This window comes from Mycobacterium sp. (genome assembly GCF_035633495.1).
Taxonomy (GTDB): Bacteria; Actinomycetota; Actinomycetes; order Mycobacteriales; family Mycobacteriaceae; genus Mycobacterium.
In genome coordinates, this window is the sequence record NZ_DASQEU010000122.1 from 71,091 (window position 1) to 97,765 (window position 26,675).

A 26,675-nucleotide genomic window follows, 5' to 3' on the forward strand; every position below is an offset into this window, starting at 1 on the left:
GATCGCGCATGACTGACGGCCCCCTGATCGTGCAGTCCGACAAGACGGTGCTGCTCGAGGTCGACCACGAGCTGGCCGGTGCGGCGCGGGCGGCGATCGCCCCGTTCGCCGAGCTGGAGCGCGCACCCGAACACATTCACACCTACCGCATCACGCCCTTGGCGCTGTGGAACGCGCGCGCGGCGGGCCATGACGCCGAGCAGGTGGTGGACGCGCTGGTGTCGTTCTCGCGCTACTCGGTGCCTCAGCCGCTGCTGGTCGACATCGTCGACACGATGGCCCGCTACGGCCGCCTGCAACTGGTGAAGAGCCCGGTGCACGGTCTGGTGTTGGTGAGCCTGGACCGCGCGGTACTCGAAGAGGTGCTGCGGAACAAGAAGATCGCGCCGATGCTGGGCGCCCGCATCGACGACGACACGATCATCGTGCATGCCAGCGAGCGCGGGCACATCAAGCAGATGCTGCTCAAGATCGGCTGGCCCGCGGAGGACCTGGCCGGGTACGTCGACGGCGAGGCGCATCCCATCGCCTTGACGCAGGACGGTTGGGAGCTGCGCGATTACCAGGAGATGGCTGCCGACTCGTTCTGGGCGGGCGGCTCGGGCGTGGTCGTGCTGCCCTGCGGGGCGGGCAAGACCATCGTGGGCGCGGCGGCGATGGCCAAGGCGGGTGCGACGACGCTGATTCTGGTCACCAACACCGTGGCCGGCAGGCAGTGGAAGCGCGAGCTGATCGCCCGCACCTCGCTCACCGAAGACGAGATCGGCGAGTACTCCGGCGAACGCAAGGAGGTCCGACCGGTCACGATCGCGACCTACCAGGTGATCACGCGTCGTACCAAGGGTGAGTACAAGCACCTGGAGTTGTTCGACAGCCGCGACTGGGGGCTGATCATCTACGACGAGGTGCATCTGCTGCCCGCCCCCGTCTTCCGCATGACGGCCGACCTGCAATCCCGACGGCGGCTCGGGCTGACGGCGACCCTGATCCGCGAAGACGGCCGTGAGGGTGACGTGTTCAGCCTGATCGGGCCCAAGCGCTACGACGCGCCGTGGAAGGACATCGAGGCGCAGGGCTGGATCGCCCCCGCCGAGTGCATCGAGGTGCGCGTCACGATGACCGAGAACGAACGGATGATCTACGCGACGGCGGAGCCCGAGGAGCGCTACAAGCTGTGTTCGACGGCGCACACCAAGGTCGCAGTGGTGAAGTCGATTCTGGCCCGCCACCCCGGCGAGCCGACGCTGGTGATCGGCGCCTACCTCGACCAGTTGGACGAACTGGGACGCGAACTCGACGCCCCGGTGATTCAGGGATCGACGAAGACCGCGGAACGCGAGACGCTGTACGAGGCGTTCCGGACGGGTGAAATCCAGAGGTTGGTAGTGTCCAAGGTCGCCAACTTCTCCATCGACCTACCGGAAGCCAGTGTGGCGGTGCAGGTTTCGGGAACTTTCGGCTCACGCCAAGAAGAGGCGCAGCGCCTGGGCAGGCTTCTTCGTCCCAAGGCCGACGGTGGTGGTGCGATCTTCTACTCGGTGGTGTCACGCGACAGCCTGGACGCCGAATACGCCGCACACCGGCAGCGGTTCCTCGCCGAGCAGGGCTATGGGTACGTGATCAAGGACGCCGACGACCTGCTGGGCCCGGCGATATGACGGTGCGACGGGTGGTGCCGAACCTCACCGTCGCCGAGCTGAACAGTGCCCGCGACGCCTACGCCGCCACGTTGGGCTTGGCCTAGGTGATGAACCACGGCTGGATCCTGACGCTCGCCGACGCCGACCGCGGTCACCAGATCAGTTTGATGACAAGGGATCTCACCGCGCCAGTCAATCCTGACGTGTCGGTGGAGGTCGACGACGTCTGCAGGTCTGCGCATCGTGCACCCGTTGACCGATGAGAAGTGGTGGGTGCGGCGGTTCTTCTTCGAGGACCCGTCGGGCAATGTCGTCAACGTGCTGAGTCATTGGGACTGAGCCCAAGATGATCGCGTATGCCATTGAGCTAATTGACAATGGATCGTCTCGATCGTTTGCCGTTGAATAGGCGCATGAACAACACTCACACGACTCTCGTCATCGGTAGCACCGGCAAGACCGGCAAGCGCGTCGCCACCCGCCTCACTGAACTCGGCAGCGATGTCCGACACGGATCTCGTTCCTCTGCAACGCCCTTCGATTGGGAGCAGCCGGCCACCTGGGCGCCTGCCGTGCTTGGAGTCACGGCGGCGTACGTTACCTACAGCCCCGATCTGGCTGCGCCGGGGTCGGTCGAGGCGATCACCGAACTCGTCCGACTCGCCCGCGCCGCCGGACTCAAGCGGTTGGTCCTGTTGTCCGGTCGCGGCGAAGAGGAAGCCGAACGCGCCGAAGCCGTCGTGCGCGGCGCGGATCTGCAGTGGACCGTCATCCGCGCCACCTGGTTCGCGCAGAACTTCAGCGAAGGCAACTTCGCCGACGACGTGAACGCAGGCCTGGTCGCCCTGCCCGTCGGCGACATCCTGGAACCCTTCGTCGACGCCGACGACATCGCCGACGTTGCCGTCGCCGCCCTGACCGACGATCGCCACGTCGGCCAGACCTACGAACTGACCGGACCGCGGCTGCTCACCTTCGCCGATGCGGTCGCCGAAATCGCCTCGGCCACTGGCAGAGTCGTGCAGTTCACCTCAGTGCCGATCGACGCCTACGCGGCCGCCCTGTCCGACCATCGGGTGCCTCCCGAGGTGATCGGCTTGCTGCGCTACTTGTTCACCACGGTGCTCGACGGCCGCAACGCGTCACTGGGTGACGGCGTGCAGCGGGCACTCGGCCGCGAGCCCAAGGACTTCGCGGTGTTCGCGCGCAATGCGGCGACGAGCGGCGTCTGGGCGATCAGCTGAGCGCCGGAATGACCTCGCGCTCGAACAACTCGACGCCCGAACGGTCATAGGCGGCCTCGGGGAAGTACATGATGGCGTACTCACAACCAAGGTCGCGCATCCGGCTCAACCGCTCGATGATCTGCTCGGGCGTGCCCGTGGCCGAATCCGGCGACGTGGCGTTCGCCAGCATGGCCTCCACCGCCTCTGGGTTGGCCTTCCCGATCTGCCGCGCCCGGATCCGCTCGACGCGCTCCGATACTTCCGCGTCCGATGACCCGACGACCGCGTTGAAGTTCGCCGATCGCACGATGGCTCCGTAATCGGTACCGACGTCGACGCAGTGCTCCTCCAACACCTTCGACTTGTGCACGAAACCCTCGGGTTCGGCGGTGAAGTTGGTGTACTGCGCGTACTTTGCGGCGATCTTCAGCGTCACCTTCTCGCCGCCGCCTGCGATCCAGAGTGGAATACCGTTCTCCTGCAACGGCTTCGGCGCAACGATCGCCCCGTCCACTTGGTAGTGCCTGCCGTCGAAGCTCACCCTGCCGTCACGCCAGGCATCGCGCATGATCTGCACGCCCTCGTCGAGGCGGGCCAACCGCACTCCGGCCGAGGGAAACCCGTAGCCGTAAGCGCGCCATTCGTGTTCATACCAACCGCCGCCGATACCCATCTGCACTCGGCCACCGGAGATGATGTCCGCGGTGGCAGCGACCTTCGCGAGATACACCGGGTTGCGGTAGCTCATCGCCGTGCACATCTGGCCGAGTTTGATCCGCGTCGTCGTCGCCGCATACGCCGACATCAACGACCACGCTTCGTGCGTCGCCTCATCGGTCGGCACCGGCACCGTGTGGAAGTGGTCGTACACCCAGAGTGAATCCCACTCCCCGCCATCGGCATACGTGGCGAGGTCGCGCATCACCTCCCAGTGACGTGCGACGGGAATGTCCACCAGATCGAGTCGCCAACCCTGCGGGATGAAGAGTCCGAAGCGCATGATCCGACTTTAGGCGACCTCGTGCTGTCTTCGAGTCCGACTTCGCCGTAGTGTCGACAGCGGGGCGCGTGTGCGCGGTCGGGCGAGACACCTCACCCGACCAGGTGAGGTGGTGGTGTTCGGCATGGACGCCACCGATCCGCAAGGCGCACGGGCCCGGTTCCTCGCCGCGGTCAGCAGGCTCGAGTCCGAACAGGACGCACCCGCACACCTGTGTCAAGCGTGCGTGGAAGCCCTCCCCGTGCAGCGAGCCGCGGTAGCGGTGCACGTCGACGGCGCGGGCCTCGAGGTGCTCTGTGCCAGCGACCGCGTCGCCGAACAGGTCGAATGGGCGCAGATCACCCTCGGCGAAGGCCCGGGGGTGGACGCGGTCGCTGCCGGCGGACCAATGATGGTGGCCGATCTCGCCGACCCGGGCGGGCCGTGGCCGACCTTCGCCGCCGAGGCCGTCAACTGTGGAGTCGCCGCGCTGTATGCGCTGCCGTTGCAGGTCGGCGCGATCCGGGTGGGCGTACTGGACCTCTACCGCGACACCCCGGGAACGTTGGAAGCGAAGGACTTCGCCGACGCCATGGCCGTGGCCGATCTGGTGACCGCGATCCTCTTGACCGCGGGACGGACCGGACGGATCACCGAATCGTTGGGGCCGTGGTGGGACCAACCGCTGAGTACCAGGGAAGTGCATCAGGCGACCGGCATGATCTTGGCTCAACTCGGCGTCACCGCCCCCGACGCCTACGTGCGGATGCAGGCGTTCGCGTACGCGCGCGGGCGAATGCTCAGTGAAGTCGCGCACGCGGTCGTTCACCGCCGACTGCGGTTCGGCCCCGATTCCGACGCGGACCCGGAAGAGGTGGCAGATCGATTGTGAGAGTGCAGAAGAACATCGATCCCAGTGGCATGCCGTGGAAGAACTTGGCCGGAAGGAAGGAAATGCGATGGATCGCTACGAGCGTCTAGCGAACGCGTTCGTGGGATTGGCGGACACGCTGGTCGCGGACTACGACGTCATCGAACTGGCGCAGCAGCTAATAGACAGCACCATGGCGCTCTTGCCGATCGCCGCGGCAGGCTTTCTGCTCGGTGACCCCAGCGGTGAACTGCACGTATTCGCGTCCAGCAGCGAGCAGAGCAGATTGTTGGAACTCCTGCAGGTGGAGGCCGACGTCGGCCCGTGCCTCGAGGCCTACCGCACCGGGCAGCCGGTCCTCGTCGAGGACCTCGCCGCCGACGCAGCGCGGTGGCCGGCGTTTGCCAAACGCGCCGCGGAGTACGACTTCCGATCGGTGGTGGCACTGCCCCTTCGGTTGCGCACCGAGCGCGTGGGCGCGCTGAACCTCTTCTCAGAGGGAACGGGTCCGATGACCGCCGCCGACGTAGCGGTCGGGCGGGCCCTGGCCGACGTGACGACGATCGGGATTCTGCACCAACGGCTTCTGACCCGGTCGGAGCTGGTCAACCAGCAGCTGCAGACAGCGTTGAACACGCGCTTGATCATTGAGCAGGCCAAGGGCGTGCTCGCCGAACGAGGCGCCATCGACATGGACCGTGCCTTCAACCTGCTCCGTGGGCACGCCCGCAGGACCAACCGTCGCCTCGCCGAGCTTGCCCGCGACGTGGTCGACGGTGCCGACACGACGGACATCATCGGCACGCAGTCCGACTAGCGGCTACCGATCCGAATGCCCAATGGGTCACCCAGACCCATCCATACTTGACGCCGACGCTTCCCCAGCCCCCGTTGGCTGAAGTCAAATCGACGCTTGGTCGATCGACTCGCCAGTCCGATGGCGACCGAGAGGGGGCAACACTCTCGGACGAGACTCCTCGCAGCATCCTTGTGTTGCAAACTTTTGCAACACAACCGAATTCGGGAAAGTCCCACATCGACATGCCTAGCTCGCCATTTCCGTTGCCGCATCATCAGCGCGCGTCGACCAGCGGAGAGGGGATCGACCCGGTCAGTCCGCGCTGACGCTGCTGAAGGCATTGAACGGACTGACGGTCCTCGAGTGGATCGACGTTCCGATGCTCGCCATGGCGAGGGACGGATCGGTCGTGTTCTCGAACTGGGCGTTCGCCTACATGATCGGCTACACCCCGGACATGGTGCGGGTGCTCCGTTGCCCGCAGATCTTCGAAGGCGCCCCGGGAGGTGACTCCCCCATGGCCGTCATACAGGCGCACGCCGACCTCGTCATCGATCTGATTCATCTCGACGGGTCGACCGTGCGGGCCAGGGTCGATGAGGCGCTGATGCTTGGCGACGACGAGGTGGCGCTAGCGACCTTCGACGACATGACAGAAGCACTCTGGACCCACGACGGGTAGCCAGGTTTACCCGTCGTCAGCCGCGGCTAGCCTGCGGTCATGGCGCTTACACGCGACGAACGCGAACAGTTTCTGGCCGAGCCCCACATCGCGGCATTGTCGGCGTACGCAGGCGATGCGCGCGGACCGCTCACGGTGCCGATCTGGTATCAGTACGTCCCGGGCGGCGAACCGTGGATCCTCTCCGCGCCCGCCTCGCGCAAGGCGCGCCTCATCGAGGCGAACGGCTTCTTCTCGCTCATGGTGGAACGGGTGTACCCGACGACCCGCTACGTCGCGGTCGACGGGGCAGTCAGCAGCATCGAGCCCGGCACCGACGCGCATCTCGAGGAGATGACCCGCCGTTACCTCAGTGGTGACGCGGCCGACAAGTACTTGGAGTTCGCCCGCAATGAACTCGGCGAGCACGTGGTCATCTCCATGAAGCCGGAGCACTGGCTGTCCGCCGACATGGGCTCCTTCTGAGCAATCGCCTTGGACTCCTTGCCGTCGAGAATGCACTCAGGGCTGTGAAACTCGTGGAATCACAGCCCTGAGTGCAGTCTGAACGACTACGACGTGAGCGAAGCGGGCGGTTCGAAGCGTTCGCCGTACTTGGCGGCCAGCTCCTTGGCCCGGGCCACGAAGGCCTCCTTGCCCGTCCCCGCCGGCCCCTGGTAGCCGACGATGTACTGCGCCGAGCCACCGGTCCACGGCGGGAAGCCGATGCCCATGATCGAGCCGATGTTGGCGTCGGCGGTGGTCATCAGCACCCCCTCGTCGATGCACTTCTGGGTCTCGAGCGCCTCGGCGAACAGCATGCGGTCGATCATGTCCTGCAACGGAATATCGGTGGAGCCGGAGTTGAAGGTCTCCTTCAGACCCGACCACAGTCCGACGCGCTTGCCGTCGGCGTACTCGTAGAAGCCGGCGCCCTTGAGACGCGACGGGCGACCGATCTCGATCATCTTCTCGACGACCGCCTCGGCGGGATGCGGTTCGTAGGTGCCGCCGGCGTCCTCGATGCCCTTGCGCGATGCGACGGCGATCTTGTGCATCAGCTCGAGGTTGAGCTCGTCGGACAGCTGCAACGGCGGCGCCGGGTAGCCGGCCTGGCTGCCCGCCTGCTCGATGCTGGCGGGCACGACGCCCTCGCCCAACATCGCCAACGCCTCGTTGACGAACGTGCCGATCACGCGGCTGGTGAAGAAGCCGCGACTGTCGTTGACCACGATCGGCGTCTTGCCGATCGCCAACGTGTAGTCGAATACCCGGGCCAGCGCCTCGTCAGAAGTCTTCTCGCCCTTGATGATCTCCACCAGCGGCATCTTGTCGACCGGCGAGAAGAAGTGGATTCCGATGAAGTCCTCTTGCCGCTTCACGCCGGCCGCGAGACCGGTGATGGGCAGCGTCGAGGTGTTCGATCCGAGCAGCGCGTTGGGCTCGACGACGTCCTCGATCTCCTGAAATACCTTGTGCTTGAGCTCGACCGACTCGAACACGGCCTCGACGACGAAGTCGACACCCTTGAAGTCCGCGGCGTCGGCCGTCGGAGTGATGCGATCCAGCAGCGCCTTCGACTTCTCTTCGGTCGTCTTGCCACGCTCGAGCGCCTTGGCCTCCAGCTTCTCGGAGTAACCCTTGCCCCGTTGCGCCGCCTCGAGCTCGACGTCCTTGAGCACGACGTCGAAACCGGCCTTGGCCGAGACGTAAGCGATGCCCGCGCCCATCATGCCTGCGCCGAGCACGCCGATCTTGGTGATCGGGACCTTGCCGATGCCCTCGGGCCGTGAGCCGCCGGAGTTGATGAACTGCAGATCCAGGAAGAACGCCTGGATCATGTTCTTGGCGACCTGGCCGGTGACGAGCTGGGTGAAGTAGCGGCTCTCGATGCGGCTGGCGGTGTCGAAGTCCACCTGCGCGCCTTCGACGGCCGCGTCCAGGATGGCGCGCGGCGCGGGCATCGGCGCACCCTTGAGCTGCTTGCGCAGCAGCGCCGGGAACGACGGCAGGATGCCCGCCAGGCCGGGGCTGCTCGGGGTGCCGCCAGGCATCTTGTAGCCCTTGGCATCCCACGGCTGAGTGTGGCTGTCGGGGTTGGCCTTGATCCACGCCTTGGCGGCGGGCACCAGCTCGTCGACGGCGCCGACAAGCTCGTCGACCAGGCCGGTCTCCTTGGCCTTGGCCGGCTTGAAGCGGGTGCCCTGGCTCAGGATCTCCATGAAGGCCTTCTGGATGCCGAACATCCGGACGGTGCGGGTGACGCCACCGCCGCCGGGCAACAGGCCAAGAGTGACCTCGGGGAAGCCGACCACTGCGCCTGGTACGTCCACGATGATCCGGTGGTGACACGCAAGCGCGATCTCCAGCCCACCGCCGAGTGCGGCTCCGTTGATGGCGGCGACGACCGGCTTGCCGAGGGTCTCGAGCTTGCGCAGGTCACGCTTGACGGCCTCGACCATGTCGAAGGCCTCGCCGGCGTTCTCGGGTCCGAGGTTGATCATGCCCTTGAGGTCACCACCGGCGAAGAAGGTCTTCTTCGCGCTGGTGATGACGACGCCTGTGACTGAATCCACCTCTGCGACAAGGCGTTCGACCGCCTTCTCCATGGACTGCTGGTAGTGCTCGTTCATCACATTGGCCGAACCGGTCGGGTCGTCCAAGGTCAGGGTGACGATGCCGTCGGCATCCTTGTCCCACTGAATGGTGTTCTCTGCCATGGTCTTAAACCCTCTCGATGATGGTCGCGACGCCCATGCCGCCGCCGATGCACAGCGTGACGAGCGCACGCTTGGCGCCGCGGCGCTCGAGCTCGTCGACCATGGTTCCGGTGATCATGGCGCCGGTGGCGCCCAGCGGGTGGCCCATCGCGATGGCGCCACCGTTGACGTTGAGCTTCTCGTCGGGGATGTTCAGGTCCTTCTGGAACTTCAACACCACCGAGGCGAACGCCTCGTTCAGCTCGAACAGGTCGATGTCGTCGACCGTAAGGCCGGCCCGGTCCAGCACCTTGCGCGTGGCAGGCGTGGGGCCGGTCAGCATGATGACGGGGTCGGCGCCACTTGTGGCGGTGGCCACGATGCGGGCGCGCGGGGTCAGACCCTGAGACTTGCCCGCGGCCTCCGAGCCGACGAGCACCAGCGCGGCGCCGTCGACGATCCCGGAACTGTTGCCGCCGGTGTGGACGTGGTTGATCTTCTCGATCGAGTGATACTTCTGCAGCGCCACGTCGTCGAAGCCGCCCATCGCGCCGATGCCGTCGAACGCGGTCTTCAGCTTGCCGAGGCTCTCGACCGTCGAGCCGGGGCGCATGTGCTCGTCGTGGTCGAGGATGACCAGACCGTTCTGGTCCTTGACTGGGACGACGGACTTGGCGAAGTAACCGCCCGACCATGCGGCGGCGGCCTTCTCCTGCGAGCGGGCGGCGTAGGCGTCGACGTCCTCGCGGGAGAATCCCTCGATGGTGGCGATAAGGTCGGCGCCGATGCCCTGCGGGACGAAGCCGATGCGGTAGTTGGTCTCCGGATCCAGCGCCCATGCGCCGCCGTCGGAGCCCATCGGGACGCGGCTCATCGACTCGACACCGCCGGCGATGACCAGGTCATCCCAGCCGGAGCGGATCTTCTGGGCGGCGGTGTTGACGGCCTCGAGGCCGGAGGCGCAGAAGCGGTTGAGCTGAAATCCAGCGGTGGTCTCGGGCAGCTTGGCCACCAGCGCGGCGGTGCGGGCGATGTCGCCGCCCTGGTCACCGACCGGCGAGACGACGCCGAGGATGACGTCGCTGATCAGGTTCTCGTCCAGGTCGGGGTTGCGGGTACGCAACTCGTCGATCAGGCCGACCACCAGGTTGACGGGCTTGACCTCGTTGAGCGATCCGTTGCGCTGCTTGCCGCGCGGAGTGCGGATCGCCTCATAGATGAGGGCTTCTTCGGACATGTCTGACTCTCCAGGTCCTGTGTGAGGTTGGGGGTAGAAACTCGGCCACGCAGGAGCGTGCCAACGTGGACGATAGTCCTCGCGCTGGCGAGCCTATCAGCCTCGCCCAACCCGTTGGTTGGGCGGCCGCCCAGCACCGTGCCCCTGGGCCCGTGCCTCGTCAGGCCGATTCGAGACGAACGTGTTCCTCGAGTGTCGGTAGTCCACGTAGCCAACCGGTCCGGGCGCATAGAACGTGGCGACATCCGGTTCGTTCAGTTCCGCACCGAGGCGGAGTCGATCGATGAGATCGGGTTTGGCCAGGAAGGATCTGCCGACTGCAGCCGCGCTGATCACGCCCCACTCGGCGAGTTGTTCCAGGTGGCAGAAGCTGGTCTCGGTATCCCTGCCGGTGTTCAGCATCAGCGGCCCGAACCACAGCCCGCGAACGGCACCGAAGGCGGGAGCGTCCGGATTGATCAGCACGTGCAGGTAAACGATGTCCAGCGGGGCGATCCGGGTCAGCAGCGCCTCGTACACGCTGACCTGATCGGCCCCCGTATGTCACCGGCGGTGTTCCCGGGCGAGATGCGCAGACCCACGCGGCCTGGTCCGATCTCGGCAGCGACGGCCTCGACGGTCTCGGCGGTCAACCGTGCCCGGTTCTCCGGCGAGCCGCCATAGGCATCCGTCCGTTGGTTGGTCACGTCGGACTGAAACTGATGCAGCAGATAGCCGTTGGCCCCGTGGATCTCGACACCGTCGAGGCCCGCGTCGATGGCGCGGCGAGCCGCTGCGCGGAACTGTTCGACGATCGGGGAGATCTCGTCGGTGGCCAAGGCGCGTGGCACCGGGAGCGGCTTCTTGCCCGACGGGGTGTGGGCCGCCATGTCCGCTGCGATGGCCGACGGCGCAACGGATTCGACGCCGCTGATCTCCGGGTGAGCCATCCGCCCGACGTGCCACAACTGCGTGAATGCGCCCGCCCGCCGCGTGGACCGCTCGCCCGACCTCCGCCCACTTCTCCTTGTGCCGGTCCGTGTAGTTGCCCGGGGTGTTGACGTAGGCACCGTTGGCGGCCTTCGACACGGCGGTGGCCTCGGTGACGATCAGACCGGCCGCCGCACGCTGTGAGTAGTACTGCGCGGCGAGGTCAGACGGTATGCCGTCCGCTTGCGCTCTGGAGCGCGTCAAGGGCGCCATGTCGCCGATCCGAGCGGGGTGAAGCAGAGCAGCGTCGGCAACGAGCGTGTAGGGCATGTCCGCTCTAAGCACTGCGGCCACGGTATTCATTGTCGGCTGCGTCCGTAGCGCAGCCGGCCCCGGACGGGTTGCCTGGCCCGAGTGATCCGGCGCGGCTCAGTCGGTTGACTGATGCGGCCCCGGTCCCATGGCAGCATGCTCCAGTAGAGCCGACAGAAGTGAGGCAGAAATGCAGGGACGGTTCGTCCGCGTCATCGCCTGACGTATGGGCCCGTTGGCGGTTCTCGTGCAACGCTGAAGCGGGCGAACACGTGCTGCGGGTGCGCGCCACCGATGATCGGAGCGACGTGCAGTCTGTGTCCACGCCGTGGAGTGAACTGGGATACCTGCACGCATCAGTGCTGGTGCACCCCGTACGCGTCTCGGACGAAGGGGCTTGATGGAACCCGCCGAAGTGGAACCCGACTACCGCTTCACCCTCGCCAACGAGCGCACGTTCCTCGCCTGGATCCGCACCGCTCTCGCCCTCATCGCGGGCGGCGTCGCACTCGTCCAACTGGTGCCGAGTTTCGGAATCACCGGAGTGCGGCACGGGCTCAGCGTCCTTCTCGTCACCGCCGGTGGCCTGATCGCAGGACTCGCGGTGCGACGCTGGCAACGAGTCCAAACGGCGATGCGACGCAACGCCGCCCTTCCGCCCAGCCGATTGCCCGCCGTTCTCGGCGCCGCACTCCTGGCGGTGACGGTCGTCCTGCTGGTGGTGCTCTTCGTCGCACCCTCAGCAGGTAGGTGACGATGTCGGGACCGCAGGGCGTTCCGGGCCTGCAGGCCGAGCGAACCCAGTTGTCTTGGGAACGCACGGCTGTCGGCTTCATGGCCGTCGGGGCCATCGTGTTGTTCCGCCACAACGGGCCGCTCGCCGAAGGCCGGCTCATCGTCGCGGCGGCCTCACTGCTGATCGCAATCGCGGTGTTCGGCATCGCCCGGTCGCGTGGTCGCCGGATGATGGTCGACCCGCAGAAGGCGGTGCTGCTGGTCGGCCTCGGCACGGTGACGCTGGCGATCATCATCGTGGGGATGCTGTTGTGGTTCGGTTGACCCTCGCTCCTGGCGCATAAGCTGGACCGTCGTGACGAAGTTCAATGCTGCCGGGCGGCCGGGCCCGGTCTCCAGGCTCCAGCCCTACGCCGTGACGATCTTCGCCGAGATGTCGGCGCTGGCGGCACGCATCGGCGCGGTGAACCTCGGGCAGGGCTTCCCCGACGAGGACGGCCCGGCGGCGATGTTGAAGACCGCGGAGAATGCGATCGCCGGGGGCGTCAACCAGTACCCACCCGGGCCGGGCATCGCGCCGTTGCGCCAAGCGATCGCGGCGCAGCGACAGCGCCACTTCGGCATCACCTACGACCCCGACACCGAGGTCTTGGTCACCGTGGGCGCCACCGAGGCGATCGCGGCGTCCGTCATCGGCCTGGTGGAGCCCGGCTCCGAGGTGCTGCTGATCGAGCCGTTCTACGACTCCTACTCCCCCGTCATCGCGATGGCAGGCTGTCACCGGGTGGCCGTGCCACTCGTCACCGATGGACGCGGGTTCGCCATCGACGTCGATGCGCTACGAAACGCGATCACGCCCCGCACCCGCGCACTGATCGTCAACTCGCCCCACAACCCGACGGGCATGGTCGCGACGGACGCGGAACTGTCGGCGATCGCCCGGCTCGCGGTGGAACACGACCTGTTGGTGATCACCGACGAGGTGTACGAGCAATTGGTGTTCGATGGGCGGCAACACCTCCCCCTCGCCGGCTACCCGGGCATGGCCGAGCGAACGATCACGATCTCGAGCGCGGCAAAGATGTTCAACGTGACCGGCTGGAAGATCGGGTGGGCCTGCGGACCTGCCGACCTGATCGCCGGGGTGCGGGCGGCCAAGCAGTTCCTCACGTACGTCGGCGGGGCGCCGTTCCAGCCCGCCGTCGCCGAAGCTCTCGACAAGGAGGACGCCTGGACGGCGGCGCTACGAGAATCGTTCCAGACCAGACGAAATCGACTCGCGGGCGCCCTCTCCGACATCGGGTTCGACGTGCTCGACAGCTTCGGCACCTACTTCCTGTGCGCCGACCCGCGGCCGCTCGGCTACATCGACAGCACCACGTTCTGCGCCGAGCTACCCGAGCGGGCCGGAGTCGCGGCGATCCCGATGTCGGCGTTCTGCGACCCCGACTCCGCACACATCGGCGACTGGAATCACTTGGTGCGCTTCGCCTTCTGCAAGCGCGACGACACCATGGAGGAAGCCATCAGGCGCCTGCAGGTATTGCGGGACTAGGCGCAATACCGTTCAGTTAAGACTACATGGGTGTAGTTTGTAGGCATGCCTCGTGCGGGTTGGCGCAAGCCTGAGTCGGATCGTCGGTTGTCGGATTTGGTGTCGGTGGGGGTGCTGACGCGGGTGTTTCCCGAGGCGTTGGTCGATGAGGTGATCGCCGAGGCGGGCCGGACTCAGCAGCGGCACCGATCACTTCCGGCGCGGGTGATGGCCTACTTCGCGATCGGGATGGGCCTGTACTCGGAGGGCTCCTACGAGGACGTGCTGACTCAGTTGACCGATGGCCTGGCCTGGGCTTCGGGGTGGCGAGAGTCCTACCCGTTGCCGAGTAAGTCGGCGATCTTTCAGGCCAGGGAACGGTTGGGGTCGGCACCGCTGGCCGGTTTGTTCGCGCGGGTGGCCCGGCCGCTGGCGGGGCCGGATACCCCGGGGGCATGGCTTGCCGGTCGGCGACTGGTGGCCATCGATGGGACCTGCCTGGACGTGGCCGACACCGCGGCCAACGAGGAGTTCTTCGGCCGGCCCGGGGTCAACAAGGGCGAGAAGGCCGCGTTCCCCCAGGCGCGACTGGTGGCGCTGGCCGAATGCGCCACGCACGCGATCTTCGCCGCCGACGTCGGCGCCTATCGCAATGGGGAGACCACGCTGGCCGAGCGATTGCTTGCGCACCTGGGCGCCGACACGTTGCTGCTGGCCGATCGCGGATTCTTCTCCCATACGTTGTGGCGCAAGGCCTCGGGCACCGGAGCCGATCTGTTGTGGCGGGTGCGCACCGACGCCAACGGGCCCGCGCCGGCTCACGTCGAGGACCTTCCCGACGGCTCCTGGCTTGCCCACCTGCGCTCCAGTCAGAAACCCCACGGCGAGCCGATGCTGGCCCGCGTCATCGACTACACCGTCGACGACGGCCGCCCCAACCCCACGACCTACCGGCTGCTCACCACCCTGCTCGACCCGATCGAGGCGCCCGCCACCAACTTGGCCGCGGCCTACGCCCAACGCTGGGAGATCGAAACCGCCTTCGACGAACTCAAGACCCACCAACGCGGACCACGCGTCGTGCTGCGATCCAAGTCCCCGGACCTGGTGCTCCAAGAGATCTGGGGCCACCTGTGCTGCCACTACGCCATCCGATCGTTGATGACCGACGCCGCCGCCCACCGCGGTCACGATCCCGACCGCGTGAGTTTCGTTGCCGCACTGCGCATCACGCGCCAATCGATCGCCCAGCAGGGCGCTTTTCCCCCCTGAGCACCCCGACACCGCCGACCGGCACTGGCGGGAATTCCTGCGACGACTCCTCGACCGACTCAATCCGGTCCGACGCCAACGATCGGCACCGCGGGTCATCAAACGCAAAATGTCGAAGTGGCATGTCAAACGCTCACACCACGCGCACTGGTCCCAACCCGAACACCGCGCTGACTACACCATCCACCCACCCTAACTGAACGGTATTGGGACTAGGCGCGAGTGGCCACCTATCGCGCGGGTCGAGGCCACGAGCGTGCGACAAGTGGCCACTCGCGGTGCCCGTCAGCCGTGGTTGCGGGTCACCCGGCAGCGGAGCCGTTCGATCGCCACGTCGAGCACCATCTTCTTGGCGCGCTTGACCAGGAACTCCGGGATGGGTGCCGCAATGTCGACGATGATGTCGAACCTCACCATCGTCTGATCCCCGATTCTGGTGAGGTTGTACTCGCCGTGCTGCCCCCGCTGCGGGAACGTGTCCGTGGCGTCCCAGACCACCCAGTCGGGGCCCCAGTGATATTCGAGGATCTCCTCGTCGGTGACGCCCATGATCTTCAGCGTGGCCTTGACGTGGTGCGGGCGACCGTCGGGGTGCCGGTCGAGCACTTCGGTATGCCGGTGCAGAGTCGACCACGACGAAACCTCCTCGATGTCGGCGAGGGCATCGAGGATCGCCTCGGGCGAGGCGTCGAACACGATTTCCCGTGTGGCACGCACGGCCATGAGCAAATGGTAATCAATGGCCCCGCCCAGCGCAGTGGTTCGGTTGGCTAACTCCCCATCACCATCCGACGTCGCCCATCGCCGTGGTGCCCTTCGGCGGGCTTCCCACCGGGCCGGACGGGGTCCGGGAGAACCGCGGGGCGGGCGCAGCCTGGTCGACGCCGTCCTTCGTGACGATGGTGGACCGGACCGCGAGATGCTCGTTGTCGGACGCCTCCGTCCACGTCAGGACCGGTGTCACGCACGCGTCGCTGCCTGCGAACACCGCGGACCACTCGTCACGGGTCCTCCTGGCGAAACGCTCGGTGAAGATCGCCCGCATCTCGTCGTAACGGCCGAGGTCGAACTGGTTGGGCACCTCGTCGGGCCCGAGGCCGAGCCCGGCGAGCAGTTGCGCGAAGAACTGCGGCTCGATTGAGCCAACCGCCACGTGCTTGCCGTCTGAGCATTCGTAGACCCGGTAGAAGGGCGCCCCGCCGTCGAGGAGGAACGACTCCCGTTGATCCTTCAGCGACCCCGTCGCCTTCATCGTCCACATCATCTGGGCGAGCACGCTGACGCCGTCGACCATCGCGGCGTCGATCACCTGCCCCTCGCCGGACCGCTCCCGTTCGTAGAGCGCGGCGATGATGCCGACCAACGCGAACATGGACCCGCCGCCGAAATCGGCGACCAGGTTAAGCGGCGCCACGGGCGGCCGGTCGCGGTAGCCGATGGCGCTCAGCGCACCGGTTTGCGACAGGTAGTTGATGTCGTGGCCCGCCGTCGTCGCCAGCGGACCGTCCTGACCCCATCCGGTGATGCGCGCGAAGATCAGCCGTGGGTTGATCGCGGCACAGTCGTCGGGGCCGATGCCCAGCCGCTCACACGTTCCGGGGCGGAAGCAGTCGAGCAGAACGTCGGCCTTGGCGGCCAACTCCAGCAGCGTCCCGGGTTCCTTCTTCGCGTCGAGGTCGACGACGCGCTTGCCGCGGTGCAGAAGGTCGACGTCCTCGGCGGGCATCTGTAGCCCGCCGGGCCGACGGACGCGGACCACGTCCGCACCCAGGTCGGCCAGCATCATCGCCGCGTGCGGGCCTGGACCGATGCCGCCCAACTCGATCACCCTCACCCCGGACAGGGGCCCCGTGTTCGTCATCCGACGAAGCCTACTGGCGGCGGCTGACCTCCCGAAACGCCTCTGAGCAGCCCTTAATGTCGCGGATGTCAATATTGTGAGATCTCGTCATCGGCGGCGGCAGGAAGCAATAGGCTCAGCGAATTGCACATCCAGTAGGGGCCGGTGGATCGGCGGAGGAGTCGGTAGTGCCGGCGGGCCGTAGCGATGATCGAGGGCGCGAAATAGTCAAGCGAACTCTTGGCCGACCTGCCCTGGCGTCGAAGCATCTAGGCACCGTCGGCCTCCGCCTGAGGAGTCGTTGCCCGTCGGGAGCGCAGCGTGAGATGAGGCAACCGAGGAGGGTCGGGGCTTTGCTTGCGGCTCGGTTGACTTCACCGGGTAGGACGCACTCGCCGAAGGTGCAGGAGCTTGGCCCGCCGTCCCTTGAGTCGAGGATTCCACCGCGTTGGTGCTCTCAGCCTCCTCGGTCGTCGACGTCGCGGTGTCCTTCGGCAGCTGCTCGAGTGCAGCCGGACATCTGTCAACGCCTCCTGCTCGGGGCGGGTTCCCATGTCCACCAACGTTTCCGGCGCAGAGACAACTGCCTTCCTTGGTTCGCCAACCGGTGCCGGTTCAGCTGGTGCCGCCTTTGCTGCGGGCAGAGGCGTGGAACTGCTCAACGGAAGGTCACTCGCGAGGGCGGAGGCGGTGGCCACGTTCGCGTCGGCAGTCGCGGTGACTGTCCCAGCGACGGCCGACAGCGGCGCGAGGTCGATGAAGACACTCTGAATCAGACCCGCGACGAAACTGAAGAGCGCGCACGTGGGACATGCGAGCACGACGAGCACGATCAAGGGTCCGAACAAGAGAAGAGCACCAGGACTGCTCAGCAACCCCAATATTGGGCTCACGATCGCTAACACCGGATCCAGAATCCCAGCGGCCGCGGTGGGCGTCGCCACGGCGGCGGCCTCCACCTTTTGATTGTTCATCGCCGGGTCGTTCACCCAGTCGAATTCGAGCTGAGTCGTCACGCCCGCGGCAGGAGTGTCCGTGGCGCCGCCTGGCGGCCACCTTGGTGACGCGTACGCAGGTCTGGGCTTGATTGCCGATGAGTTCGTCCAGCGCACCCAGAGGTGGCGGCGGGAAAAGTGCGAAGGCTGCGAGCTGGACCGCACGACCTTCTCACGCCATTGGAATCCGCCGCCAGTGGTGAGGTGACGGTGAAACAGACGGGTGCTTGGAGAAACCCCTCGTGCAATGCCCCAACGCGCCCAATGTCCCTTCGTCACCCATCATTCGTTCATCCCCTTGTTCTGGCGAACGACACCACCGGATTCCGGCGTCACGCTCCCCACTGGGATCGTCGCTCGGATGCGGTGCGGCAAGGCCAGTGGTGCGACGGTCACTTCGTGTGCGTCCTATGCGGTAGCAGCGCGGCGAGTTCATCACGTGTGGTCGTGCCGGTCTTCATCATGGCCCGGTAGACATGGCTTTCGATGGTTCGTACCGAAAGCGTCAGGCGCTCCGCAATTACGCGGTTGGAAAATCTCTCACCGATCAGCATCACGATTTCTGCCTCCCGGTCGGTCAGAGGCAAGCTTTCGGTGGCCTGGCGAAGGGCGGGCGTAGATGCGCCGCACTGCTCCGCCAATTCGTCCGCACGGGTCGAGCATCTCAGCGCCGATCCCCTTCTGTCTTTACGTCGATGCGCGAGGGCGGCGTGTGCAGCCGAATCGATGGCAGCAATCAAGTCTTTCATCTGCTCGAAACCCTCTGATACAGCTAATAACTCGGCCGCGTCGCCCTCTTGAAGGGCAGCGGCGAACCGCGCTGCCAACGCGACCCGTGGACCTTCGACGATCGATTCGAGTTCGCGCAAGCGGGGCGCGGTGGTGCGATCACCGAACTGGGTGGCGGTCTGCAGACAGAGAACCTCGGCCGCAAACCGCCCTGTCTCCCTAGCCCTTTCCGCCGCCGAAAGCAGATCGGCGATCGCCTCGCTCACTGCGCCCTGGCCCGCGGCGACCCACGCTCGGGCGAGGCTGAGCTCGTGATCCAGCAAGCGGAATACCCGTCGCACCCCTTCGAGAGTGGCGATCACGGTCGACGCTTCGTCGGATGAACCCTGCATGGCGAGTGCAGCCAGACGTGGTATCTGGTAGCGGTAACCCCAGCCGGTGGCATGGGATGCGGACAACCCCTTTGCGGCCCGATCGAGGAGCGGGCACGCACTGCGCAGATCGCCGGCGGCGAGCGCCGCCCGACCTGCCACCGCGTCACCAAGCAGTTGAGCCGCCCCCGGCAGATCGGCTGCCTGTCGCCGCATCCGTTCAGCCACGTCAAGCGCCTCTGCCACCTGGCCGGATAGCAGCAGTGCGCTGACTTCTGCGTCGGCGATGTTGAACCTCATGTGCGGCGCGTCCAGAGAGCGCGTTGCGCCGGCGTACCCCGAATCCGCGATGGCCAAGGCTTCCGTCAAGCGGCCCGCATCCGCGCGAATCTGTGTGAGAGCCCACGCTATTTCTGCGCCCACCACTGGAAGGTCCTCGATGTGGAGGCGTTCGGAAGCCTCCAATGCCGCAATCGGCTGGTCCATCGCAAACCAGTACACCGTGAGGAAGGCGTCGATGTAGGCGCGAGCACCAGCGGGTGCGACCTGGGCTGCCTCGTCGATGAGTTCCTTGGCGCACAGGGGGTCGGCAAGCGCCCACAGCATGTTGCTGGATCGCAGATACGCGAATCTGGCTTGGTCCTGATCGGTCAACTGGTCGGTGGGGACGTCGGCGAGCACCGCCTCGGCCTCCTCGCCGCGACCGAGCCACGACAATGCGTGCGCGCGGACGAAGCTGGGTTCCGGTCCCGCTCCGGCGCGAATTGCCGCTTGCGCGAGTCGATCCGCGAGTGGCAGGTCGGCAAGCCAGACGGCTCCGTATGCCGCCACGACGAGCAGATCGGCGTCGGGTGTGAGGTCCGAGTCGAGACTCAACGTTGCACGGCGGACGACGACGCGGATCTCGTCGCGATCACTGGATGCGGCGAGTTCTCCTGCGACCAGCCCGCGCAGTCGTCGTAGCCGGGTCTTGGCCGTGCGCCTCAGACGTATGTGTCCGTACAGCGGGTGGGCAACTCGCACCTCGATGCCATTGCCCGCGGGCTCGAGTGTGATGAGACCGCGGACATCGGCCTCCTCGACGGCGGCAGCGCCGGTGATCCGCGTGAGAGCGGCAAGGTCGATCGGCTCCCCGACGGCCAGTACGTCGATCACGTCGCTGACCGGTGGGGGGAGGGCCCCGATCCGGGATTCGATCATCTCGATCAGGCCCGGCGGCATGACCGGATCACCGATCCACCGCCAGAACCCTTGTCGTTCCACGATTCGCGCGTCGGCAACCTCTTGCTCCACGATGTTCTGCAAGTACAGCGCATTGCCGCCCGACAGCCGCCACAACCGCACGGCGGCATCCGGATCCATTGGGCCCTGCAAGAACGCGGACAGCAGCGTGGTGGTTTCGTCGAGCGAAAGTTGTCGTAGATCGATGCGGTCGAATTGGCCGACCTTCCATATCTCCCGTATCGCTGCGGGAAGCGGTTCGACGTCTCTTGCGGTGACTATCACCTTCGCCGCATCGCGCTGCACGATCTGATGCACGACGAAAGTCGATAGGTCATCGAGCAGATTTACGTCATCGACACAGAGGACCACCTTGGCACCGCAGGACGAGGCAGTCAGCGATTCGATGACCCCGCGCAGCAACTGACCGGTGTCGGCCACACCTGAAGGCGACCAGGCAGTGAAGGGCCCCAGCGGAATGGCCTGAGCCGAGGAGGTGCCGACCGTCCAGCGGGTTTCCCATCCCCGTGACGCGGCAACGGCCAAGGCCTCGCGGGCGATCCGGCTCTTTCCCACACCCGCGGCGCCGCAGATGAGGACGCCGGAAACGTCCGACGCCGACAGGTCGGCCTCGATGTTCCGCATCTCCTCTGCGCGGCCGATCAACGGCCACGACGACGACAACCGCACCCGGAGAGCCTAGAAGCCCCGATGGCGCCATGCGGCCAATACGGCGACTTCGCGCCCGGTGCGCTTGCGGGCGCCGCCGAACCTACGCGGAGCCCTTCTTGACCTTGAGGACTTGGTTGCGCAGCCCATCGGTGGCAGCCTCGAGCCCGCCCTTCATGGCCCGCTTCAGCACGAACCCGGGGATGGGCACCGAGGGGTCGACGGTGATCTCGAACCTGACCCTGGTCTTGGTGCCGTCGGGGGTCAGGGTGTAACTGGCATCCTGTGTCTTCAGCTGGCCCGAACTGATCAGCTTCCAGCTGGCACTGGTGTCGGTCCAGCTGTATCGCACGACCTGCTCGTCGGAGATTCCCATCGTCTTGAGCTTCAGCTTGACCCGGCTGGGCCTGCCGTTCTCGTCGGTCTCGAGGATCTCGGCACCTTGATGCTGTGACGACCACTCGGGTGCGGTCTTGACGTCGGCGATGACGTCGAGGATCTCCTCGGGGGTTGCGTCGATGACCACTTCGCGAGAATCACTGGTTGCCATGTCGCGACCTTAGCCATCGGGCGGCGGACGTCGAGCGCTTTCACCCATCGCAGTGTCCTGCGCCATTTACCTCCGGGTGGAAACATCTCCTCCGTGGCCACCAACGAAACGCAGACCATCGCCTATCCCGCTGCGGGCGCTCGCCCGAGCCGCCACGACGAGGAAGCGCTCGCACCACACGTCATCATCCTGTTCGGCGCGACGGGCGACCTCGCCAAGCGCAAATTGCTGCCGGGCATGGCGTACCTCGTCCAGTCATCGTTGGCGCCCAAGATCCGGGTCGTCGGGACGTCGTTGGAGGACCTCACCGACGACGAGTTCCGGGCGTTGACGAGACAGGCCGTCGATGCGTTCGGCACGCACAAGCTCACCGACGAGCAGTGGGCGCACTTCGCGAGCCGCATCTCCTACGTCCCGCAGGGCGCCGGCCCTGCGGCGTTGGCCGCGGCGGTGGCGGCCGCGGAGAGCGATCTCGGACCGGAAGCCCATCGGCTGCACTATCTTTCGGTGCCGCCGAAGGCTGCGCGCGCCGTCATCACGATGCTCAAGGACGCGAACCTCGTCGACCGGTCGCGGGTGGTGATGGAGAAGCCGTTCGGCACCGACCTGGCCAGCGCCATCGAACTCAACGACTTCGTGCACGAGACGTTCCGCGAGCGGCAGATCTTCCGCATCGACCACTTCCTCGGCAAGGAAGCGGCCCAGAACATCCTGGCGTTCCGCTTCGCCAACGGTCTGTTCGAGCCGATCTGGAACCGCAACTTCATCGACCACATTCAGATCGACATCCCCGAGACGCTCGGCCTCGACCAGCGGGCCAACTTCTACGAGAGCACCGGCGCCTACAAGGACATGGTCGTCACACATCTCCTGCAGGTGATGGCCTTCGTGGTGATGGAGCCGCCGACGGCGCTGGAGCCGCGGGCCATCAGCGAGGAGAAGAAGAAGGTCTTCCGCTCCATGATGGACGTCGACATCGATCACGTGGTCCGAGGCCAGTACGCCGGCTACCGCGCCGAACAGGGCGTGGCGCGAGATTCCGATACCGAGACGTTCATCGCGCTGAAGGTCGGCATCGACAACTGGCGCTGGGCCGGAGTACCGATCTACCTGCGCACGGGAAAGAAGATGGCCGAGGGCATGCGGATCATCTCGATCGCCTTCAAGGAGGCGCCGCGCACCATGTTCCCGGCCGGCTCCGGTGTGGGCTCGCAGGGGCCCGATCACCTGACGTTCGACCTCGCCGACGCGTCCAAGGTGTCGCTGTCGTTCTACGGCAAGAGACCGGGCCCGGGCATGAAGCTGGACAAGATGTCCATGCAGTTCTCCACCCAGGAGACCGAATCCCTGGGCCACGTGCTGGAGGCCTATGAACGGCTGATCCTCGACGCGATGCGGGGCGACCACACGTTGTTCACCACGGCCGAGGGCATCGAATCGCTTTGGGAGCGTTCGGCTCAACTGTTGGAGGACCCGCCGCCGGTGAAGTCCTACCAGCCAGGGACCTGGGGACCGAACGCCATCCATCAACTGGTGGCGCCGAACGCATGGCGACTGCCCTTCGAGCGAGCTTGGCGTGACAGGAAGTAGGAGTCGACACCGTTCACGCCAGTAGGCTCAGCTCATGACCGATGCGGTGAATCCCACCATTCCTCCCAGCGGAACCGGTTGCGTCGAATGCACCGCAGTCGACGGGTGGTGGGTCCATCTGCGCCGCTGCGCCGCGTGCGGGCACATCGGCTGCTGCGACGACTCGCTGGCCCGGCACGCGTCGGCGCATTGGCGCGAGATGGGGCACCCGATCATCCGCTCGTTCGAGCCGGGCGAGGACTGGTTCTGGAACTACGACACCAACCAGTACTACGACGGCCCGGAACTCGCTCCACCGGAATGCCATCCGGTCGACCAGAGTGCGCCGGGTCCGCGCGAGCGCGTGCCGAAGGACTGGATGGCTCAGCTGCAGCGTCGGGGCGACTGACCCGAAGTGGTGAAAGCCGGCGGCGACAGCACCGTCACCGTGGTCGTCGCGTTCGCTGCCAACCTGGTGGTCGCGCTTGCGAAGACCTTCGCCGCGATAGTGTCCGGCTCGGCGTCCATGACCGCAGAAGCGGCGCATTCCTGGGCTGACACCGGCAACGAGGTGTTCCTGCTGATCGCCAACCGACGCAGTGGCCGCGGAGGCGATGAGCGGCGACCCCTCGGCTACGGGCGCGAGGCCTACGTCTGGTCGCTGCTTGCCGCGGTCGGTCTGTTCGTCGTCGGTGCGGCCGTCTCGATCTGGCGAGGAGTCACCGAACTACTCCATGGCGCGGACGGTGCAGAGGACTACCGACTGGCCTACGTCGTCCTCGCGATCGCCTTCGTCCTGGAGGGTACGTCGTTCACCCAGGCATTTCGTCAACTCCGTCGTGACGCAAGCAGATTCGACAGTGACGTTCTCGAATACGCCTTCGAGACGTCGGACCCGACGGTGCGTGCCGTCTTCGCGGAGGACGCCGCAGCGCTGATCGGCATCGCCATCGCGTTCCTCGGCATCCTGCTGCATCAGCTCACCGGTGAAGTGGCGTGGGACGCCGCGGGCTCCATTCTCGTCGGGGTCCTGCTCGCCTTGGTAGCCGTCCTGTTGATCAACCGGAACCGGGTGTTCCTCACCGGCGAGCCGGGGCCGCCGCGAATCCACGACGCGCTCATCGAATCGCTCGCCAGCTTCCCCGAAGTGGCTACCGTGCGCTTCCTTCGTCCCGAATTCATCGGTCCCAAGCAGATTTTCGTGATCGCAAGCGTCGATCTGGTGGGTGACGCCGTTGAGTCGTCGATCGCGCGGACACTCCGCGATCTCGAGCACAGGTTCGAAGACGAGGTGCCCTACATCGTAGAGGCCGTACTCACCGTTTCCGAGCCCGACGAACCGGGTAATGGCCCTTCGTGAGCACAGAACCCAAGACCACCGAGTCGGACGCCGGCCCCGCGGGCGGCGAAGACGTCCAGAGCGACCCGGCAAAGGGCGCCGGTGACAGGTCGGACTGGTCCGACGAGGGCGGCGCGACGCCCGACGACCACTAACGCGCGTCGGCGAGCGCCTGCACGGCCGCGTTGTAGCCGTGGATGAACGTAATGTCCGGACCACCGTGACATCCTGCGCTGCCGAGGTACAGCCCGTCGATCGGGATGGGCTGATCGGTTAATCCTCGGGGTCCCGGCCGGTTCGGTCCCATCTGTTCGGGATGAATCAGGCCGTGGCAGTAGTCACCGCCGGCGGCGCCGAACATGGTGCCCATGTGGCGTGGCGTGAACGTGGTGTGCCGGATGATCTTCGACTCGAAGTCGGGTGCGACGCGAGTGATCTTCTGGATGACCCGGCGGCCCATCTGGACCTTGAGGTCGCCGTATGACGCATCTTCGTAGTCGAGGGGAAACCACATCGAGAACGCCGACATCGCGTGCTTGCCTTCGGGCGCCAACTCCCGGTCGTGGACCGACGGAAACTGCATCGCGATCGCGGGATCGGCGGGCATGATCCCACGGCGGCTGTCCTCCCACTGCCGTTGCAGCTCCTCGGGCGTGCTGAAAAGACCGATGGCCGACTGCATCTCGGGGCCGTTGAGCATCTCGTAGGGTTCGGCGAAGGTCGGCATCCCGCCGAGCGCGAAGTGCATCTGAAGGTAGCTTCCGCGGTGATCGACGCGGGAGAACCGTTCGCGGACCTCGGATGGCACCACGACGGGGTCGATCATCTTGGTGACGGTGAGGTCGGGCGCCAACCCCGAGACCACGATGGCCGCGTCGATCGTCGAGCCGTCCTCCAGTCGGACACCGGTCACCCGACCGTCGGCCACCATGATCTCCTCGACCTTGGTGCGCAGCCGGAGCTCACCGCCGTTGGCCGCTAGCATTTCGACGAGATGTGCCGTCAGAGAACCAATCCCGCCGCGCAGCTAATTCATCAGCTTGGCGTTCTCGTCGGGCATCGCCAGGCCAAACGCCAGCGCGGCCGCACTGCCCGGCGTAGCCGGCCCGCGGTAGGTCGTGTTGATGGCGAGGAAGGACAACATCCCCCGAAGCGCTCCGTGCTTCTCGGCGTCGGGGAGATACCGGTCGAGGACGTCGGTGACGGACCCGAACAGCATGTCGGTGATCGCAGACCGTTCGAATGCGTTCTGCGCGCAGGCATACATCTCGTCGAGGGTCTTGGGCGGCGTGCCCGCGTCGAACCGGCCCAGCGCCCGCGTCGGGCCTTGACTCCAGGCCATCAGGCCCGCCATGCCGTTGACGGCCTCGGCGCCATGCACGTCGTTGAGGTGGGTGAGCAGCTTCATCGGATCCGTGTAGTAGACGACGGGCTCGTCACCGATGCCCCGCAGCGACACCGACATGACGTCGAGGTCGACGGTCGGCAGGTCGTCGAGGCCGAGCTCGTCGCTGACGTTCGCGGACGTCGGGAACTGTAGCGACCCCGCAATCTCGAACCTGTACCCGTCGAAAAACTCTACGGTGGAAGCCATTCCGCCGGCGTACAGCTTGGAGTCGAGACACAGCGTGCGGACGCCCGCCTTCTGCAGAAGGGCTGCCGCGGCAAGCCCGTTGTGGCCCGCACCGATCACAACCGCGTCGAAGTCCGCCATCGTCCGAGGCTGGCACGACGTCGAAGTTTTGTCAATAATGACGAAACTTGGTCACCCCTGGTCGGTGATGCCTGCCGCCACCGTCTCCAGCGCCGTGCGGCACAGCCCCGCCAATTCGGGGAGCGACCGCTCGTCGCTCAACATCCAGACCTCCATCGCGCCGAAGACCGCTGCCGCGATGCAGCGGGCCGTCACCGTCACGCGCAACCGACCCTCGGCGCCGGAAGCGGGCGGAACGTCGCGGGTCAGGTACTCCTCGACCGCCTCCGCGAAGTCAGCCTCGACCTGGCGGATGTGGCGCACGATCCGTCCTGCGTCGAGTTCCTTGGACCGCAGTTCGGCGATCTTCGGCACTGCCTCGGCGTCGTACGGCGCCGCGAGGATCGCCGAGTGCACCGAGTCGATGAGCGATTCGTTGGGCGATCTGACGGCGAGTGCCGTGCAAAACCACTCGAGACCCGCGTCGTAATCCGCGAACAAGAGGTCGTGTTTCGACGTGAAGTGTCGGTAGAAGGTCCGCAGCGAGACTCCGGCGTCCGAGGCGATCTGTTCGGCGGAGGTGTCCTCGACCCCCTGAGCGAGAAACCTCACCAGGGCGGCTTGGCGCAGCGCGTCGCGAGTGCGTTCGCTACGCGCCGTCTGCGCAGGCCGGACCATGCCGACAAGCTACCCCGCCTGCGCCGCGGCGACGAGTTGCGCTTGCACGACGAAGTTCTGGTCGGTCGCCGTGTTGTCGGGTCCGAGCAGACAGGTGACGAGAACCAGACGCACCGGAACCTTGTCGAGCACTTCGGGTGACGTTTG

The 26,675-nt window shown here is 66.2% G+C and carries 22 protein-coding genes and 3 pseudogenes; 15 read left to right on the forward strand and 10 right to left on the reverse strand.

Annotated features, from left to right (window positions below; genetic code table 11):
• Positions 1–8 precede the first annotated feature (8 nt).
• The 3 genes and pseudogenes from VET27_RS18965 to VET27_RS18975 all read left to right on the forward strand — a co-directional run bounded on the left by VET27_RS18965 (position 9) and on the right by VET27_RS18975 (position 2,884).
• The gene (locus tag VET27_RS18965) at positions 9–1,658 is read left to right on the forward strand and encodes a DNA repair helicase XPB (RefSeq protein WP_526520894.1); all 1,650 of its coding nucleotides are present in this window, start codon (positions 9–11) and stop codon (positions 1,656–1,658) included.
• Positions 1,655–1,979 (forward strand): annotated as a pseudogene (locus VET27_RS18970) (VOC family protein). The gene VET27_RS18965 and the pseudogene VET27_RS18970 overlap by 4 nt, the downstream one beginning before the upstream one ends.
• 74 nt (positions 1,980–2,053) lie before the next feature.
• Positions 2,054–2,884, forward strand: coding sequence for an NAD(P)H-binding protein (locus VET27_RS18975; RefSeq protein ID WP_526520896.1), 831 nt, complete (start codon positions 2,054–2,056; stop codon positions 2,882–2,884).
• Here VET27_RS18975 and VET27_RS18980 read toward each other — a convergent pair.
• Positions 2,877–3,866: an LLM class F420-dependent oxidoreductase gene (locus VET27_RS18980; RefSeq protein WP_526520898.1), complete on the reverse strand. Its 990-nt coding sequence runs from the start codon at positions 3,864–3,866 to the stop codon at positions 2,877–2,879. The two genes, VET27_RS18975 and VET27_RS18980, sit on opposite strands and share 8 nt — an antisense overlap.
• 124 nt (positions 3,867–3,990) lie before the next feature.
• Here VET27_RS18980 and VET27_RS18985 point away from each other — a divergent pair, with 124 nt between their 5' ends.
• The 4 genes from VET27_RS18985 (at position 3,991) to VET27_RS19000 (ending at position 6,662) form a co-directional block, all read left to right on the forward strand.
• Positions 3,991–4,737 carry a GAF and ANTAR domain-containing protein gene (locus VET27_RS18985; RefSeq protein WP_526520900.1) on the forward strand — a complete coding sequence of 249 codons (747 nt, stop codon included), beginning with the start codon at positions 3,991–3,993 and terminating at the stop codon, positions 4,735–4,737.
• Positions 4,738–4,804: 67 nt separating this feature from the next.
• Positions 4,805–5,533, forward strand: a complete 729-nt coding sequence (locus tag VET27_RS18990; protein WP_526520902.1) for a GAF and ANTAR domain-containing protein — start codon at positions 4,805–4,807, stop codon at positions 5,531–5,533.
• A gap of 322 nt (positions 5,534–5,855) precedes the next feature.
• A complete protein-coding gene (locus VET27_RS18995) occupies positions 5,856–6,197 on the forward strand; it encodes a histidine kinase (protein ID WP_526520904.1) in 342 nt (113 codons plus the stop codon).
• A gap of 39 nt (positions 6,198–6,236) precedes the next feature.
• Positions 6,237–6,662 (forward strand): pyridoxamine 5'-phosphate oxidase family protein, encoded by a 426-nt coding sequence (locus tag VET27_RS19000; RefSeq protein ID WP_526520906.1) that lies wholly within the window; start codon positions 6,237–6,239, stop codon positions 6,660–6,662.
• An 86-nt stretch (positions 6,663–6,748) separates the two neighbouring features.
• Here the strand turns inward: VET27_RS19000 and VET27_RS19005 are convergent, their stop codons facing one another.
• From VET27_RS19005 to VET27_RS19015, 3 genes and pseudogenes are all read right to left on the reverse strand, one after another.
• Positions 6,749–8,896: a 3-hydroxyacyl-CoA dehydrogenase NAD-binding domain-containing protein gene (locus VET27_RS19005; protein WP_526520908.1), complete on the reverse strand. Its 2,148-nt coding sequence runs from the start codon at positions 8,894–8,896 to the stop codon at positions 6,749–6,751.
• A gap of 4 nt (positions 8,897–8,900) precedes the next feature.
• Complete coding sequence (locus tag VET27_RS19010; RefSeq protein ID WP_526520910.1) at positions 8,901–10,112, reverse strand: acetyl-CoA C-acetyltransferase; 1,212 nt, start codon at positions 10,110–10,112, stop codon at positions 8,901–8,903.
• A gap of 198 nt (positions 10,113–10,310) precedes the next feature.
• Positions 10,311–11,351: pseudogene (locus VET27_RS19015) on the reverse strand (alkene reductase); the annotation flags it as partial.
• A gap of 382 nt (positions 11,352–11,733) precedes the next feature.
• Here VET27_RS19015 and VET27_RS19020 point away from each other — a divergent pair.
• From VET27_RS19020 to VET27_RS19035, 4 genes are read left to right on the forward strand one after another with little or no spacing between them, the layout of a single operon-like run.
• The gene (locus tag VET27_RS19020; protein ID WP_526520912.1) at positions 11,734–12,087 is read left to right on the forward strand and encodes a DUF202 domain-containing protein; all 354 of its coding nucleotides are present in this window, start codon (positions 11,734–11,736) and stop codon (positions 12,085–12,087) included.
• Positions 12,088–12,089: 2 nt separating this feature from the next.
• Entirely contained in the window at positions 12,090–12,392 is a 303-nt protein-coding gene (locus VET27_RS19025; RefSeq protein ID WP_526520914.1) for a DUF202 domain-containing protein, read from the forward strand.
• Positions 12,393–12,423: 31 nt separating this feature from the next.
• Positions 12,424–13,623: a pyridoxal phosphate-dependent aminotransferase gene (locus VET27_RS19030; RefSeq protein ID WP_526520916.1), complete on the forward strand. Its 1,200-nt coding sequence runs from the start codon at positions 12,424–12,426 to the stop codon at positions 13,621–13,623.
• A gap of 45 nt (positions 13,624–13,668) precedes the next feature.
• Positions 13,669–14,874: an IS4 family transposase gene (locus VET27_RS19035; protein ID WP_526520918.1), complete on the forward strand. Its 1,206-nt coding sequence runs from the start codon at positions 13,669–13,671 to the stop codon at positions 14,872–14,874.
• 285 nt (positions 14,875–15,159) lie between these two features.
• Here the strand turns inward: VET27_RS19035 and VET27_RS19040 are convergent, their stop codons facing one another.
• From VET27_RS19040 to VET27_RS19055, 4 genes are all read right to left on the reverse strand, one after another.
• Positions 15,160–15,597: an SRPBCC family protein gene (locus tag VET27_RS19040; RefSeq protein ID WP_526520920.1), complete on the reverse strand. Its 438-nt coding sequence runs from the start codon at positions 15,595–15,597 to the stop codon at positions 15,160–15,162.
• Between the two features lie 58 nt (positions 15,598–15,655).
• The gene (locus VET27_RS19045; RefSeq protein ID WP_526520922.1) at positions 15,656–16,735 is read right to left on the reverse strand and encodes a CaiB/BaiF CoA transferase family protein; all 1,080 of its coding nucleotides are present in this window, start codon (positions 16,733–16,735) and stop codon (positions 15,656–15,658) included.
• A 1,366-nt stretch (positions 16,736–18,101) separates the two neighbouring features.
• Positions 18,102–20,675: a LuxR C-terminal-related transcriptional regulator gene (locus VET27_RS19050; RefSeq protein ID WP_526520948.1), complete on the reverse strand. Its 2,574-nt coding sequence runs from the start codon at positions 20,673–20,675 to the stop codon at positions 18,102–18,104.
• Between the two features lie 127 nt (positions 20,676–20,802).
• Entirely contained in the window at positions 20,803–21,249 is a 447-nt protein-coding gene (locus VET27_RS19055; protein WP_526520924.1) for an SRPBCC family protein, read from the reverse strand.
• 93 nt (positions 21,250–21,342) lie between these two features.
• Here VET27_RS19055 and zwf point away from each other — a divergent pair, with 93 nt between their 5' ends.
• From zwf to VET27_RS19075, 4 genes are read left to right on the forward strand one after another with little or no spacing between them, the layout of a single operon-like run.
• Positions 21,343–22,839, forward strand: a complete 1,497-nt coding sequence (zwf, locus tag VET27_RS19060; RefSeq protein ID WP_526520926.1) for a glucose-6-phosphate dehydrogenase — start codon at positions 21,343–21,345, stop codon at positions 22,837–22,839.
• A gap of 34 nt (positions 22,840–22,873) precedes the next feature.
• Positions 22,874–23,227, forward strand: coding sequence for a UBP-type zinc finger domain-containing protein (locus tag VET27_RS19065; protein WP_526520928.1), 354 nt, complete (start codon positions 22,874–22,876; stop codon positions 23,225–23,227).
• Between the two features lie 6 nt (positions 23,228–23,233).
• Positions 23,234–24,178, forward strand: a complete 945-nt coding sequence (locus VET27_RS19070) for a cation diffusion facilitator family transporter (protein ID WP_526520930.1) — start codon at positions 23,234–23,236, stop codon at positions 24,176–24,178.
• The gene (locus VET27_RS19075) at positions 24,175–24,312 is read left to right on the forward strand and encodes a hypothetical protein (RefSeq protein WP_526520932.1); all 138 of its coding nucleotides are present in this window, start codon (positions 24,175–24,177) and stop codon (positions 24,310–24,312) included. Before VET27_RS19070 ends, VET27_RS19075 begins: the two co-directional genes overlap by 4 nt.
• On the opposite strand, the pseudogene VET27_RS19080 reads toward VET27_RS19075, so the two are convergent.
• Both VET27_RS19080 and VET27_RS19085 read right to left on the reverse strand, forming a co-directional pair.
• Positions 24,309–25,871 (reverse strand): annotated as a pseudogene (locus VET27_RS19080) (phytoene desaturase family protein). The gene VET27_RS19075 and the pseudogene VET27_RS19080 overlap by 4 nt on opposite strands.
• 51 nt (positions 25,872–25,922) lie before the next feature.
• Entirely contained in the window at positions 25,923–26,528 is a 606-nt protein-coding gene (locus VET27_RS19085) for a TetR/AcrR family transcriptional regulator (protein ID WP_526520934.1), read from the reverse strand.
• Between the last annotated feature and the right edge of the window lie 147 nt (positions 26,529–26,675).

Coding starts and splice junctions, on each gene's coding strand:
- VET27_RS18965 (WP_526520894.1), top strand. CDS start 9: ATGACTGACGGCCCCCTGATCGTGCAGTCCGACAAGACGGTGCTGCTC.
- VET27_RS18975 (WP_526520896.1), top strand. CDS start 2,054: ATGAACAACACTCACACGACTCTCGTCATCGGTAGCACCGGCAAGACC.
- VET27_RS18980 (WP_526520898.1), bottom strand. CDS start 3,866: ATGCGCTTCGGACTCTTCATCCCGCAGGGTTGGCGACTCGATCTGGTG.
- VET27_RS18985 (WP_526520900.1), top strand. CDS start 3,991: ATGGACGCCACCGATCCGCAAGGCGCACGGGCCCGGTTCCTCGCCGCG.
- VET27_RS18990 (WP_526520902.1), top strand. CDS start 4,805: ATGGATCGCTACGAGCGTCTAGCGAACGCGTTCGTGGGATTGGCGGAC.
- VET27_RS19000 (WP_526520906.1), top strand. CDS start 6,237: ATGGCGCTTACACGCGACGAACGCGAACAGTTTCTGGCCGAGCCCCAC.
- VET27_RS19005 (WP_526520908.1), bottom strand. CDS start 8,896: ATGGCAGAGAACACCATTCAGTGGGACAAGGATGCCGACGGCATCGTC.
- VET27_RS19010 (WP_526520910.1), bottom strand. CDS start 10,112: ATGTCCGAAGAAGCCCTCATCTATGAGGCGATCCGCACTCCGCGCGGC.
- VET27_RS19020 (WP_526520912.1), top strand. CDS start 11,734: ATGGAACCCGCCGAAGTGGAACCCGACTACCGCTTCACCCTCGCCAAC.
- VET27_RS19025 (WP_526520914.1), top strand. CDS start 12,090: ATGTCGGGACCGCAGGGCGTTCCGGGCCTGCAGGCCGAGCGAACCCAG.
- VET27_RS19035 (WP_526520918.1), top strand. CDS start 13,669: ATGCCTCGTGCGGGTTGGCGCAAGCCTGAGTCGGATCGTCGGTTGTCG.
- VET27_RS19040 (WP_526520920.1), bottom strand. CDS start 15,597: ATGGCCGTGCGTGCCACACGGGAAATCGTGTTCGACGCCTCGCCCGAG.
- VET27_RS19045 (WP_526520922.1), bottom strand. CDS start 16,735: ATGACGAACACGGGGCCCCTGTCCGGGGTGAGGGTGATCGAGTTGGGC.
- VET27_RS19050 (WP_526520948.1), bottom strand. CDS start 20,675: ATGCGGAACATCGAGGCCGACCTGTCGGCGTCGGACGTTTCCGGCGTC.
- VET27_RS19055 (WP_526520924.1), bottom strand. CDS start 21,249: ATGGCAACCAGTGATTCTCGCGAAGTGGTCATCGACGCAACCCCCGAG.
- VET27_RS19065 (WP_526520928.1), top strand. CDS start 22,874: ATGACCGATGCGGTGAATCCCACCATTCCTCCCAGCGGAACCGGTTGC.
- VET27_RS19085 (WP_526520934.1), bottom strand. CDS start 26,528: ATGGTCCGGCCTGCGCAGACGGCGCGTAGCGAACGCACTCGCGACGCG.